Consider the following 13,811-nt stretch of genomic DNA (forward strand, 5'->3'; position numbering starts at 1 on the left):
TGCACGGTTTTAGAAATATTGAATTCAGTCATAGACTTTAGAGTTTAAGTTCATGAATATTGAAGAAGTGTAAATTAGGCACAGAATATGCTGAATTTCTTCAAACCATTACTCAATGTCAAGGCAGACCTTTTGGGCAGTTGAATAATTTTACGTTTGGTATTTGTGATGAGGCGCCATACCACTCATCGAAAGCATTGACGATATCGCGAGTACTCATTCCTTGGGCATAGAGCCACAAGATTTTGTCATCCATAGAGGTAAATCGTGATTGGCTCGTTTGACCAGTTTAGGTTCAAACGAGCCAAGGCCCCGAGGGGTATCGAGTTCAAACTCTCCATCTTCGGTTTTTACGCGTTTACTGCTCTTGCCATTACGGTAATTATTAGACTTAGAGGGCTGATTCTTTTCGTAGCCAAGGTGCGCATCCATCTCTGCATTGAGAGCAGCCTCAACCGTGACTTTCTTCAGCATTTGACTGAACTCAGTTAAGTCTTCAGGAGTTTTAATTCCTTTAGCGGCTTCCTTAGCGAAAGCTTCAAGTTCTTTCTTATTCATATTGCCTATCCTTAGCCTTTAAGGCTTAGTTTAGGCAATTACACAGAATTTAGGACAGTCTCCTCACCATAGTTCGCGCATCACTTTATACGCCTTACTGAACGAGATAATGACATTGTTATTGTTTTGTGATGAATTAATCAGAAAATAAAATTTTACTTATGTATATTAACAATTATATTTGAAATTTATGGAGTGTGTAATGTTTTATAAAGCATGGAAACCAACATTGTGGTTTTTAAAGCTAGGTGCAATTGGGACAGTTATTTCAATGTTAATTAACTTTAATCAAGGTGGTGCTGCGATAGCCGAAGCTATGGTTGGTATAGGTGGTGCTACGATTATGTTTTCTATCGTTGTTTACATTATTTCTGCTGTTTATTTCGGAGTTAAAAAATCTATTAGACCTAAATGAAGACCTTTAACACTGCTCTCTTTTTCTTATCCTCAGTAAAGAATCTTTGAACTGTCTTCTTTGAAACTGATATTTTCTTTTCATCATCCGCTAGTTGAGCATTTAACTCATCAGTAAGCTTTGTTGCTACGCGCCCTGCAAGCCAAGAGTCACTTTTAGTTGGATGAACTTGTTTCAAGCTCTGTTGTAGCTCTATAGCCCTTTTCGCTTTCTCTGCACTCTGCTTCTTTCTTTCTTCATTCGCTTCATGAAATGATAATTTACTTGCAGCTGAAATTAATGGCTCATAGCGTGCTGTTGTCAGTTGAGCCCCGCAAAGAAGGCTTTCCATCATCAATTTATAGTCATCATCGGATAACGAAGAGTCAATAAAGCGTTTATAGCAAAAATCAATGTATACGCTTACAGCATCTCCTATGGCCTTATATATCGCTTGATTTGTTTCGTAAGACCCAAGTCTCAATAAGTTATCGACACTTACTTCTCCGTTTTCCACTGGATACATATTATTTAGAGTATTTTCTACTAAAGAAATTCCTACCTGATTCGCAGATGTAATAATTGTTTCCCACACTAAGTTATTCGAAGGTTCGAATACCTCTGGCTTGAAGGCTAACAAGCTCTGTATTTGATGTAATTTATTTGCACTCTCAGACTGAACTAAATCCCAAAAGTCGGGATCTGACAAATCAAACTTTAGAAAAGTTCTGGGATAAATGCCTTCTCCACCATTTATTCGTATGGATTTTAAATCACAATTTCTCATTGATGCTCCTTTGAGTACAAACATACTTAACTGCTGTTCAAATATATTTTTACTTCAAAAGCTCTTTGATGTGCAAGTAAATGAGTACAAACGAACCAGATATGGACCTTGATGCTTGATTTCGTTTTCACATACTTTAGCAAACAAAGCTATTCAGTTACTTTCTAAACCCAGCACTACACTCCACAAAAGCATCAATAAGCTTCATCAGGTAGCACCAAACCCCACCCTTACTTGACCACTTACTTGACCACTAAAGTGAAAAACCACCAAAAACGCAAAAGGCCTGACAACTTGAAAAGCTGTCAGGCCTTATAGAATATGGCGCGCCCTGTAGGATTCGAACCTACGACCACATCCTTAGAAGGGACGTGCTCTATCCAGCTGAGCTAAGGGCGCGCTACAGGAAAGAATTATACGAGTTGAGCGTGATTGGTCAACGGGTTTATTGAACATTTAGAACTAAGTGCTGAAAAAAAGGGCAGTAACATTAAAAATGCATATAAAGCGGACATAGCAAACGTTTGCTATGTAGCAAAAGTGTTTCTTTTCTGCGACAATGCGCCGAAACATTGAACTGCCTAATATAGGGATCGTCATGACTGCTCAAAATATTGATGGAAAACTGATTTCTCAAACTGTTCGTTCTGAAGTAAAGGCTCGCGTTAAGTCTCGTACCGACGCTGGACTGCGTGCTCCGGGCTTGGCTGTGGTGCTTGTGGGTCAAGATCCTGCATCGCAAGTGTATGTGGGAAGTAAGCGTCGCGCTTGTGAGGAAGTGGGCTTTGTGTCTAAGTCTTTTGATCTTCCTGCTACGGCGACTGAAGAAGAGTTGTTATCGCTAATTGATCAACTGAATGTTGATGACGAAATAGATGGAATTTTGGTTCAATTGCCGCTGCCTGCGGGCATTGATTCTACGCCTGTGCTTGAGCGTATTACTCCAGAAAAAGACGTGGATGGCTTCCATCCTTATAATGTGGGTCGTCTAGCGCAGCGCATGCCTAAGCTTCGCTCTTGTACGCCAAAAGGGATTATCACTCTTTTAGAACGCTACAACCTGCCAACGCACGGTAAACATGCGGTTGTGGTGGGCGCATCCAATATTGTTGGTCGTCCGATGACGTTGGAGCTGTTAATTGCTGGCTGTACCACCACTACCTGTCACCGCTTTACTAAAGATTTAGAAGGTCATGTTCGTCAGGCGGATATTTTGGTAGTTGCAGTGGGCAAACCTAACTTTATTCCGGGTAATTGGATTAAAGAAGGCGCAGTGGTTATCGATGTAGGCATCAACCGTTTAGAAAGCGGTAAATTGATTGGTGATGTGGAATATGACGTTGCGAGTCAACGCGCTGCCTACATTACTCCTGTCCCTGGTGGTGTTGGCCCTATGACAGTGGCAAGCTTAATTGAGAACACTATGATTGCTTGTGAAAAATCTTGGTAAATCACTCTTAATTTAACGCACACTAATAAAAATGAGCGAGGATATGTCCTCGCTCATTGCTTTTTAATTTTTCGATTTAAGCTATTTGATCTGATCGGCTAAATGGCTGACTGCTAATCCAAAATAATACGACCGATTCCATTTCATTAATACCTGATAATTGTTGTACACCAAGTACACGCGTCCTGAAGGTGAGTCTGGCGCAATAAGCCATGCCTTAATTGGCGTAGTGAGTTTAGGTAACGCATGCCCTTGCAGGTTACGCACCCCTAACGCTTGCCACTCTTGCAATGTTTTTCCTTGTTGTGACTTTAAGCCAAACAGCGACTTATCTAAAGATGCCGATAAAGTAACTTGTCTGCCCCAAGTGTAGGTATTATCCCAACCAAAGGTGTGTAAATAATTGGCGGCGGATGCAAATACATCTTGTTTGTTGCCCCAGATATTTTTGCTGCCATCACCATTACCATCGGCTGCGTATTTCAAAAATGAACTGGGCATAAACTGTGGTTGTCCCATCGCTCCCGCCCATGAGCCTTTCATATTGGCGGCGCTAATATGCCCTTGATCTAAAATGGTTAACGCAGACATTAATTCACTGCGGAAAAAGGATTCGCGACGCCCTTCATAAGCCATGGTGGATAACGCATCAATCACGTTATATCCGCCAGTGAGCGCACCAAAATTACTTTCTACGCCCCACAGTGCCACTATAAATCGAGGCTGAACACCGTATTGCTCGCCAATGCGCTGTAAGTCAGCTTTATACTGACGATACTTTTGATTGGCTTGCTTTACTTTCCATTGTGGCACCGCGCGTGGGAGGTACTCATCAAGTGTGATTTTATTTTCAGGTTGAGAACGGTCAGCAGAAATTGCTCTAGGTTTAAACTGCACATTTTGAAAAGCACTATCGACCGTTTTAGGTGTTATACCCTGCTCTATTGCTGCATGTTTTAAACTTTCGACATAGCTATCAAAACTGATATCACGCCCCGAAACCTGATCATTGGCCGACACCAACAAACTGTTCGCCAATAACATTAAGCCAAGGCTCTTTTTACACTTAAATATCCTTATCATAGTGTTGCCTCTTTTTTAGTTTCTCTATTCAGCGTTGTCACCTTGCTGTTTTTTACGTAGCTTGTAATTTTCCAGTTCGTTTTCTACTGGAGGTGGCAATTGCAAGAAGTAACCATCTTCAATTAGTGACGCTTTAACTTTCGCCACATCTACAGTCGCAAGATCGCGTTTTGCTAAGTTAATCACCATCACCATAGTGGGTTTGCCAAACATTTCCATCAATTGATCTGGGACAGAAGAGAAGTCATCTTTTTTGGTAATGTAAAGATACATACCTTGCTTTTTGGTACTTTTATAAATTGCGCAAATCATACATGGCCTTGATCTATTGGGTTCATATCTAATCTTAAGTCGTTAAAATGGAGTTTTTAAAGACTTAAGTCGATTTTGAGTCTAAAACTAATATTTGACAACAAGTTTACTTGTCGAGTGTCGCTTCGATGGATAACATGACAAGTAATTGTTTGATTATATGCCAAGGCTAGCTTCGATGTCTCAAACTCCAGACTTAAAGGGAACCAGTTTTCCACTTACGGTGCTTCATATGTATGAACACAGCACTGCTTCAGCAATTTGTTACTTGGATGAGAAAGTAGCCAAAGCTCCAGCTTTTTTTAAATCGGCTCCACTAGTCATTAATTTATCGCAAGCCAGTTCTGAGTTAGATCTGGTACAGCTAAAACAAGGTATTATTAATATTGGTATGGTGCCCGTTGGCGTGACTGAATGTTCCGATAAGCATTTAGAAAAATGCGCCAGGGAAGCAGGGCTTGCTGTTATGACAGGTACCAATCGCCCCGATAAAGCACCTGTTGAAATAACACCAAGTAAAGTAGTGCGTAATCCAGTGCGATCTGGGCAACAAATTTACGCAAAAGACAGCGATCTTATTATCCTCAATCACGTCAGTGCTGGCGCAGAGGTTATCGCTGATGGCAACATTCATATTTATGGTACATTGCGCGGACGCGCTCTAGCAGGAGCAAGTGGGCAAGACGCATCAATAATTTGCCATAACATGCAAGCAGAACTAGTTTCTATCGCAGGAAACTATTGGCTTAGCGAGCAAATCGAATCTCACTACTGGGGAGAGCAAGTGATCTTAAGTTTGACGGATCAAACTCTGCACTGTGACTTTCTCAACATTAAATAAAGGATAAAGGATAAAGTATGGCACGTATCATTGTTGTCACTTCAGGAAAAGGCGGCGTAGGGAAAACCACCTCTAGTGCTGCTATTGCATCGGGTCTTGCCTTGCTGGGCAAGAAGACCGCCGTTATTGATTTTGATATAGGCCTGAGAAACTTAGACCTTATTATGGGTTGTGAGCGTCGAGTTGTTTATGATTTCGTTAACGTTATCAATGGTGAAGCAACGCTTAATCAAGCTTTGATTAAAGACAAGCGTACAGAAAACCTATTTATTCTTCCTGCATCGCAAACTCGTGACAAAGATGCCCTTTCAAAAGAAGGCGTGCAACGAGTACTCAACGAGCTAGATGAAATGGAATTTGACTTCGTTATCTGTGATTCGCCTGCAGGCATCGAGCAAGGCGCGCTAATGGCACTTTACTTTGCAGATGAAGCCGTTGTGACCACTAACCCTGAAGTCTCCTCTGTTCGCGATTCAGACCGCATTTTAGGGATTCTTGATTCTAAGTCTCGCCGCGCTGAGCAAGATCTTGAACCTGTAAAAACTCACCTATTGTTGACTCGCTATCACCCTGCTCGCGTAACACAAGGTGAAATGCTAAGTGTTGAAGATGTAGAAGAAATCCTACACATCAACCTACTGGGTGTTATCCCAGAAAGCCAAGCAGTGCTTAACGCCTCTAACAAAGGTATTCCGGTAATATTTGACGATCAATCTGATGCAGGTATGGCTTACCACGACACTGTGCAACGTCTACTTGGTGAAGAAGTTGAGTTTCGATTCCTAACCGAACCGAAGAAAGGTATCTTTAAGCGTCTATTTGGGGGTTAATTGATCTATGTCTCTGTTAGAATTTTTCCGTCCTAAGAAAAAATCGACGGCCAACGTTGCTAAAGAACGTTTACAAATCATCGTTGCTGAGCGCCGCAGTCATGACGACCCGGCGCCCTCTTACTTGCCAGAGCTTAAAGCAGATATTCTGCGGGTGATCAGTAAGTATGTGGAAGTGGAACCGGATATGGTGAACGTCTCTTTTGAACAAAAGGACGACGATATTTCCGTGCTAGAGCTCAACGTTAAACTTCCTGAAGAAGAATAGCGTAGACAAACCACCAGCATAATAAAGAGAAAGGCGATGAATATTCATCGCCTCTTTTTTGTCTTAAATTTTTACTGCTAATTTGGCTTCTTATTTTAGCTTTTCTAGCAATTTGTCGCCCAGTAACGGCTTGCGCCAACCTTGCATTAAATCAGGGGTATATTCCACCGCCTGATCTTTTCGCCACACCCAAGAAATTAACTGATTCACTTGTTTCTTCGAGGCTAAAAACTCCGGAGCAAGATGCGATTGTTTCACCACCTTATTCACTTCATCTTTGAGCACTTTAAATGTTTGCTTATAAGTGGGTAAATCCACTAAGCGATCCACCTTTTGCGGCCATTCTGACTCTGGCGTCGATTGTGCTTTACGCACAATATTGGCTATCACAGCGCTATATCGGCGCACTGAACGTACGTCGCACTGCTCACGCTCCATATCGCGACTAGAGGTTAGATTAAAGCGAGCGACGGTGAGTAAGTCAGCTTCTTTAAACACAAAGTTAAGTGCTAAATCTTTACGCAGTGCCGTTTCATAACGCCATGTTGCCAATGGCTTAAGTACACTCAGTTGTTTTGGTGACAACTGCCATGCGCCTTTAATATCTAAATATGCTTTTTCTGGCTCATGATGACGAATGCGTTTTGATACCTGCAATTCAGACTCTTGCAGTGCATTGTCCCAATATCCTGACTCTTGCAATGACGCTTGCAGTTTGTCAAATAAAGGTTGCAGATAGAATACATCGGCTGCGGCGTAATCTAATTGCTTTGCGGTCAACGGTCTTGCTAGCCAATCAGTGCGCGCTTCACTCTTATCCAACTCGACGGACAAATACTCATTCACTAGGCTGGCAAACCCTGTAGAAAGCCCGTGCCCTAAAAACGCCGCCATTACCTGAGTATCAACCATTGGCGTTGGTATGGTGTGAAAGTGATGCTGGAATACTTCAATATCTTCACCACAAGCATGCAGAACTTTGAGTAAGTCTGGGTCTTCAAGTAACTCCACCATTGGCGTGATATCGTCAATAACAGAGGTATCAACTAGGCTAAGAAGTTCGCCATCATACATTTGCACCAAGCCAAGCTGTGGAAAAAAGGTGCGGGTACGAACAAATTCTGTATCCAACATAACGGCTGCTTTCTGTCGTGCTTGGTTGCACGCTTGTGCCAGAGTTTGAGTGTCTGTCACTATTTGATAATTCAAAATGCTCTTATACCCTAATTAAAACGCCCCCACATCGCATGCGCCGACTGCGCTTGCTTAGTGAGGGCTTACGTTCCGTATCGGTTTGCTAAGACTATAACTTTACTCGTTATAACTTTACTGGTTATAACTAAGCGAGTTCAGCTATGCCGATTTTTCTGCCGTTACCTCGGTGCGTAATTCGCGACGCAAGATCTTACCCACGTTTGTTTTCGGTAGATCTTCCATAAAGGTAACAATCTTAGGTATCTTATAACCAGTTAGATGCAAACGGCAATGGCTAATTAGCTCATCTTTGGTTAAAGAAGGGTCGCGTTTCACTACGCAGATCTTAACCACTTCTCCTGACACTTCATGCGCCTCACCAATGGCAGCCACTTCTAACACTTTTCCGTGCAAGGCAACCACATCTTCAATTTCGTTTGGATAGACATTAAACCCTGAAACCAGAATCATATCTTTCTTACGATCGACAATGTGTAAGAAGCCCTCTTCATCAAACTTAACCACGTCGCCTGTCGATAACCAACCATCTTGTGAAATCACTTCGCGAGTGGCTTCTGGGCGCTGCCAGTAACCTTGCATTACTTGAGGACCACGAACTTGCAGCTCACCTACTTCGGTATTCGGCAGTACTTCACCGTCATCATTCACAATACGCACTTCGGTAGAAGGCACAGGCAAACCAATCGAGCCATTGTAATCTGACATGTCGTGTGGACAGCCAGAAACCAACGGTGAACACTCAGTCAAACCGTACCCTTCTAGCAAAAAGACACCTGTGGTCTTTTTCCATTTTTCCGCTACCGCTTTTTGCACGGCCATACCGCCACCCACAGCTAAATGCATGTGACTAAAGTCTAGCTCATGGAAATCTTCGTTATTGACCAAAGCATTAAATAAGGTATTCACCCCAGTAATGGCGGTAAACGGTACTTTTTTCAGTTCTTTAACAAAAGTTGGAATATCGCGAGGGTTAGTAATAAGAAGGTTGTTAGCACCCAACTCTAAGAATAGTAAACCGTTCACTGTCAGCGCAAAAATGTGGTAAAGCGGCAATGCGGTAACCACTAATTCTTTACCGACTTCAAGTTTACCTAAGTACGCACCTTTTGCTTGCAGTACATTAGCGACCATATTGCGATGAGTCAGTACCGCGCCTTTTGCTACACCTGTAGTGCCACCGGTGTATTGTAAAAAGGCAATATCTTCACCGCTTAAAAATGGTTTCACATACTGTAGGCGACGACCTTTATATAACGCTTTTCTAAATGACATTGCGCCCGGCAAATCGTACTTAGGTACCATACCTTTTACGTATTTAACCACAAAGTCGACTACGGTGCCTTTTGCTCTAGGAAGCATTTGTCCTAGGCTAGTCAGAACCACGTTTTTCACCGATGTGTTATCAACAATTTGCTCTAGTGTGTTGGCAAAATTAGACACGATAACAATGGTTTCAACCTGGGCATCATTGAGTTGATGCTCAAGCTCACGCGGGGTGTATAACGGGTTTACGTTTACGGCAATACAGCCTGCGCGCAATACACCAAACAAGGCAATCGGGTATTGCAGCAGGTTTGGCATCATTAAGGCAACTCGGTCACCTTTTTTCAGCTTTAATTCATTTTGTAGGTAAGCTGCAAATGCACGACTTCTTTCTTCGAGCTTACGGTAGGTCATTACCGAACCCATATTGGTGAAGGCGGGTTGGTCGGCAAATTTATGCACACTGCTTTCAAACATCTCAATCAAAGAAGAATAAGAATCTGGGTCGATCGTCTCTGGAACGTCAGAAGGATATCGAGAGAGCCAAGGTTTATTCACGTTAATACTCCTGAAAAAAATAGTAGCGCATTATATACGACTATCAGGTTGAATTTATTTGTTTTATTGCGATTCCATTACAAGATAGTAGGAATTTTGATATTCACTCAAACTTGAGTCACAAAAGCTCACTATAACGGCAAAATTAACTCGAAGATTGCGAGAGCGATAGGTTGTGGCGAGGTAAAATGACAATGATGCCCCCCTGCAACCTGTATGATTTTTGTGTTTGATGCGCAATTTACATCCAAATGCTTAAAACCTTTATCTCCTAACACTAGTAAGTTGGAGCTAGGTAAAGCCTCTATCACCTGCTGAGCATGGTTAGGTGACATACGATACAGCGAATTTGCTTTGAGTTTTTTGTCGTGCCGCCATTGCCACCCTTTATCACTACGTTGACTGTCTCGTTCCACCAGCGCTGCTACTTGTGAAGCGGTCAAACCATAACGCATGGCACGCAATTCTTTCATCTGAGTCTGGCTATTAAAATAGCGCTCAGTTTTTTGCATCACACGCTGACGGCTAAGCACGCCTTTTCTCAGTCGCTGCAATGCATTGGGTTCCGGCTCAGAAATAGGCCCGTAACCTTCTATTTGTACAAGATAATCAATGTGCTCAGGAAATGCCGCGCTATAGCAACTGGCTATCAAAGCACCAAGGGAATGTCCAACTAATACCACAGGGCATGCGCACTGCTGCTTAAGCTGAATAATGACTTGATTAAGTGTATCGATATAATCATGAAAGGGATAAAAGCCATCTCTAGCATGAGAGCTTAAACCGTGACCGGGAAGATCCAAAGCCACTAGCTTCATAGCAGAGTTTTGCTTTTGCATCTCCTCTATCAGAGGGAGAAAGGACGCGGCATTATCTAACCAACCATGCAAAAATACAATGCATCTTGTGAACTGTTCAGGTTCGAAGCACAATGCAGATAACGCATAATGTCGAACCTGAAAGGTTTGCTCGGTTAGCACTACTCTACGCTCTGAATAACTTGTCCAGTGCTGTGGCCATAGCCATAACGAGATTGACGACAGTGCAATGAACGACATGGGAAGCCAGTTAATGGCTGATCATACACAATGACTTTTTCGCGAACTTGCCACAAATGGTAACCGCTGGCACTCAACACCGGAAAACGATAATCAAACTCGCCTACTTTTCCTTGCTCGATGCCATCAGATTGACCTAATACAGTCACCAAACGCCCTTCGGAAAAGGTAGTAGGATCGATAAAGCCATCAATGTAAGCCACAAATCGCCCTTTAGGCTCTACGTTAATATCAGGCTTGCCATTCTTGCCTATCGGTAAATTGACCAATTCTAAACGCGTTTTTTGTTCTAAATTAGTCACCTTAGCAATCACACCGCCAAGACGAATCTCAGCAGCATCACCTTGTTCATCATTGAGCCAAGTATCGTAATCGGTAATAACTGCCTTATTTGATGACACTAAAGGTTCTGGTAAAGAACTGCACCCAGCCATCACCGCACTCAAAATCAATATCCCTAAAATCCTAACCATAATACCTCCATGTATTTGCCCATTCATTTTTTACCAATTACTCACGACCCGGTAATTTTTTCCAAGCTACCTTGTCACGTAAATACACAGGAGAAGCTTGCTCTGCGCTCATTTGATGACCGGCTTCAAGTTCATGTTGTGCAAGTACGACAATATCTTGTGATTCAGGATAAAGCACGCCTGTTTCACTACGTTTGAATTTAAGTGCTTTAAATTCATCAGCATACGCATCCCAACCGGTACCAACTTGCGCCCAAATCTGGCTGTTTTCAACTTGGCTATTTTCAAGTTCTTGCTCGGCAAGTTGTTGTGGCGGCACCACACATTCAGCATCTTGAGTTTGCCATTTGCCTGACGCTAAACGATTGTAACGCGCCCAGTACACTTCACTCATACGCGCATCAATTGCCGCAGCAACATGAGTGGCGCCTTGTACACGATACGCGCCTTGCGCCATAGCTTGTAGGGTAGACACACCTAACATAGGTAAGTCTGCGCCAAACGCTAGCCCTTGTGCGATACCAATGCCAATTCTTACCCCAGTAAAGCTGCCCGGACCGCGACCAAATGCTAACGCATCTAAATCCGTCAATTTAACGCCAGCATCCACCAATAATTTATCAACCATAGGTAAGATCTTGGTGGTGTGCTCTCTAGGAGCCACTTCACCGCTAAACAATACTTCGCCGTCAATCATAAGAGCGGCTGAACAAAATTCAGTGGAAGTATCTAGTGCTAGAATTTTTGCTTTCATCTATTTCTCAGTTATTCATTGTACTTATTTATGAGTCTGAAACGCTTTCATCGCTCCCTGACTGCAAAAAATGTATCGTATTTGACAGACTGCGGGTGCGCGGTATCGGCGGCAAACTGGATAAAAACATTTTGCCGTAATCGCGAGTGACTAAACGATTATCACAGATAATCAACGCACCTTTATCGCTTTTGTCTCGAATTAGACGCCCCACTCCCTGTTTTAATGCGATCACCGCATCAGGAAGCTGAACATCAAAAAAGGGTTCACCGCCATTGAGCTTACAATCTTCAATGCGCGCTTTTAATAATGGATCATCTGGAGCGGTAAAGGGTAATTTGTCAATAATAACACAGCTTAACGCATCACCTCTAACATCTATCCCTTCCCAAAATGCGCCCGTTGCCACCAGCAGTGCATCGCCTAATTCCGTAAACTCTTTTAGTAGTGCCTGTTTGCTGCTTTCCCCTTGCATCAATACAGGAAACTGTAGACGCTGACGAAAGCGCTCAGTGAGATCTTTCATCATTGCATGTGAGGTGCATAAGCAAAAACAGCGACCTTTGTTTGCCTCAATGACTGGCGTTAACATCGACACCAGTTTCTGCGCCATTTGCGGGCTATTGGGTTCAGGTAAGTATCGTGGCACGCATAATCTGGCTTGAGACTGATAATCAAAGGGGCTGTTCAGCGCCAAACTGTGCTCAGTATTTAATCCTAAGCGAGAGGTGAAATAATGAAAATCTCCCGACACCGAAAGAGTTGCTGAGGTAAATATCCAAGTGCCTCCATGATTATCCACTTGCTCTTGAAACTTGTTCGCCACCGATAACGGAGTGATGTTGAGGGAAAAATGACGAGGGGTGCACTCAAACCAATACGAATAACCCATGATTGAGATATCACAGACTCGCGTCAGCCTGTTTTGGATCTGGGTGGTGCGATCAAAAGCAGTGTCGAGCAACTGACTTCGCCCCAAGGCCACTTTCAATACTTCTCGGCACAAGGACAGCGCATCTTGCAAACGCTCGATTTCGCGTTGTACTTTAGGATTTTTTAATGCGTCACGCCAATTGCCGCGAAAGCCCGGCTCACCTAATGCTAGGCGCATTTCAGAAGCTGAGCTGATTAATTTATCCGCCACTTTTTGCAATTGACGCATGTCTTTAGCTTCGGTGCGATAGCCAATTTCAATGTCTTTAGCTAAATCGGCAATTTGCTTGGAACTCATCGACTGCCCAAAGTATTGGCTGGCAATATCTGGAATTTGATGCGCTTCATCGAAAATAAACACTTCCGCTTCTGGCAATAATTCACCAAAACCGGTTTCTTTAACCGCCATATCGGCTAAAAATAGGTGGTGGTTAACCACTACTAAGTCTGCCTCTAAGGCTTTGGCGCGGGCTTTAAACACAAAACATTCGTTAAAACTTGGGCAGTCTTTACCTAAACAGTTTTCATTGGTCGAGGTGATATCTGGGATCACCTTACTGTCTTCGGCCAAGTCTTCACACTCACCCAGATCGCCACTTTGTGTCGAAGACGACCAAGAGCGCACTTTAACTAGCTGACTCAACAGTTGCGGGTCCGAGTCATGGCTATGACTTTCCACTAACTGACGACTTAATCTGTCCAAACACAGATAATTTGAGCGCCCCTTTAACAATGCAATGCGCCCAGTAAAACCCAGCGCATCTTTCATTAATGGCAGGTCGCGGTGATACAACTGCTCTTGCAAGTTTTTTGAACCGGTTGAGACTATGGTTTTTTTACCACTTAATAGCGCAGGCGCTAAATAAGCAAAGGTTTTACCCGTACCTGTGCCCGCTTCCACCACCAGCTGACTTTGCTCTTTGATGGCTTGCACGACACTTTGCGCCATGCGCGTTTGCTCATCCCTAGGCTGAAAACCAGAGATTGCTTTACCAAGAGCGCCATCGCGAGAAAAAACCGTGCTGATATTCAAA

Annotated in this window: 14 protein-coding genes, 1 tRNA gene and 1 pseudogene; 5 read left to right on the plus strand and 11 right to left on the minus strand. The window is 43.1% G+C overall.

The features are described from left to right. Positions 1–172 precede the first annotated feature (172 nt). A pseudogene (locus QV280_RS08755) lies at positions 173–558 on the minus strand (transposase); the annotation flags it as partial. A gap of 202 nt (positions 559–760) precedes the next feature. Here QV280_RS08755 and QV280_RS08760 point away from each other — a divergent pair. Beyond that, positions 761–973 (plus strand): hypothetical protein, encoded by a 213-nt coding sequence (locus QV280_RS08760; RefSeq protein WP_152819641.1) that lies wholly within the window; start codon positions 761–763, stop codon positions 971–973. Here the strand turns inward: QV280_RS08760 and QV280_RS08765 are convergent. Both QV280_RS08765 and QV280_RS08770 read right to left on the minus strand, forming a co-directional pair. Continuing rightward, a complete protein-coding gene (locus QV280_RS08765; RefSeq protein ID WP_152819640.1) occupies positions 966–1,739 on the minus strand; it encodes a hypothetical protein in 774 nt (257 codons plus the stop codon). The genes QV280_RS08760 and QV280_RS08765 overlap by 8 nt on opposite strands. A gap of 322 nt (positions 1,740–2,061) precedes the next feature. Next, positions 2,062–2,138: transfer RNA gene (locus QV280_RS08770), tRNA-Arg, on the minus strand. Positions 2,139–2,337: 199 nt separating this feature from the next. On the opposite strand from QV280_RS08770, the gene folD reads away from it, so the two are divergent. Then, complete coding sequence (folD, locus tag QV280_RS08775; protein ID WP_021714998.1) at positions 2,338–3,189, plus strand: bifunctional methylenetetrahydrofolate dehydrogenase/methenyltetrahydrofolate cyclohydrolase FolD; 852 nt, start codon at positions 2,338–2,340, stop codon at positions 3,187–3,189. 81 nt (positions 3,190–3,270) lie between these two features. Here folD and QV280_RS08780 read toward each other — a convergent pair whose 3' ends face one another. Both QV280_RS08780 and QV280_RS08785 read right to left on the minus strand, forming a co-directional pair. Continuing rightward, positions 3,271–4,272 (minus strand): lytic murein transglycosylase, encoded by a 1,002-nt coding sequence (locus tag QV280_RS08780; protein WP_152819639.1) that lies wholly within the window; start codon positions 4,270–4,272, stop codon positions 3,271–3,273. 24 nt (positions 4,273–4,296) lie between these two features. Continuing rightward, positions 4,297–4,584, minus strand: coding sequence for a YcgL domain-containing protein (locus tag QV280_RS08785; protein WP_023402645.1), 288 nt, complete (start codon positions 4,582–4,584; stop codon positions 4,297–4,299). 178 nt (positions 4,585–4,762) lie between these two features. Between QV280_RS08785 and minC the strand changes: the two genes are divergently transcribed. The 3 genes from minC to minE are packed head-to-tail and all read left to right on the plus strand — an operon-like array spanning position 4,763 to position 6,523. After that, on the plus strand, positions 4,763–5,425 hold the full coding sequence (minC, locus tag QV280_RS08790) for a septum site-determining protein MinC (RefSeq protein WP_023402644.1): 663 nt from the start codon (positions 4,763–4,765) through the stop codon (positions 5,423–5,425). 17 nt (positions 5,426–5,442) lie between these two features. After that, positions 5,443–6,255 carry a septum site-determining protein MinD gene (gene minD / locus QV280_RS08795; protein WP_023402643.1) on the plus strand — a complete coding sequence of 271 codons (813 nt, stop codon included), beginning with the start codon at positions 5,443–5,445 and terminating at the stop codon, positions 6,253–6,255. Positions 6,256–6,262: 7 nt separating this feature from the next. Further along, positions 6,263–6,523 carry a cell division topological specificity factor MinE gene (minE, locus tag QV280_RS08800; RefSeq protein WP_021715003.1) on the plus strand — a complete coding sequence of 87 codons (261 nt, stop codon included), beginning with the start codon at positions 6,263–6,265 and terminating at the stop codon, positions 6,521–6,523. Between the two features lie 90 nt (positions 6,524–6,613). Here the strand turns inward: minE and rnd are convergent, their stop codons facing one another. The 6 genes from rnd to QV280_RS08830 form a co-directional block, all read right to left on the minus strand. Next, on the minus strand, positions 6,614–7,732 hold the full coding sequence (gene rnd / locus QV280_RS08805; protein ID WP_039969969.1) for a ribonuclease D: 1,119 nt from the start codon (positions 7,730–7,732) through the stop codon (positions 6,614–6,616). 144 nt (positions 7,733–7,876) lie between these two features. Beyond that, a complete protein-coding gene (gene fadD, locus QV280_RS08810) occupies positions 7,877–9,559 on the minus strand; it encodes a long-chain-fatty-acid--CoA ligase FadD (protein WP_367869520.1) in 1,683 nt (560 codons plus the stop codon). A 131-nt stretch (positions 9,560–9,690) separates the two neighbouring features. Next, positions 9,691–10,617: an alpha/beta hydrolase gene (locus QV280_RS08815; protein WP_152819638.1), complete on the minus strand. Its 927-nt coding sequence runs from the start codon at positions 10,615–10,617 to the stop codon at positions 9,691–9,693. Continuing rightward, positions 10,539–11,090: a Slp family lipoprotein gene (locus QV280_RS08820; RefSeq protein ID WP_023402639.1), complete on the minus strand. Its 552-nt coding sequence runs from the start codon at positions 11,088–11,090 to the stop codon at positions 10,539–10,541. Before QV280_RS08820 ends, QV280_RS08815 begins: the two co-directional genes overlap by 79 nt. 37 nt (positions 11,091–11,127) lie before the next feature. Continuing rightward, a complete protein-coding gene (tsaB, locus tag QV280_RS08825; RefSeq protein WP_152819637.1) occupies positions 11,128–11,844 on the minus strand; it encodes a tRNA (adenosine(37)-N6)-threonylcarbamoyltransferase complex dimerization subunit type 1 TsaB in 717 nt (238 codons plus the stop codon). 28 nt (positions 11,845–11,872) lie between these two features. Continuing rightward, entirely contained in the window at positions 11,873–13,810 is a 1,938-nt protein-coding gene (locus tag QV280_RS08830) for an ATP-dependent DNA helicase (RefSeq protein WP_152819636.1), read from the minus strand. Position 13,811: the final 1 nt, after the last annotated feature.

The sequence above is a fragment of the Vibrio sp. B1Z05 genome (assembly GCF_052955985.1).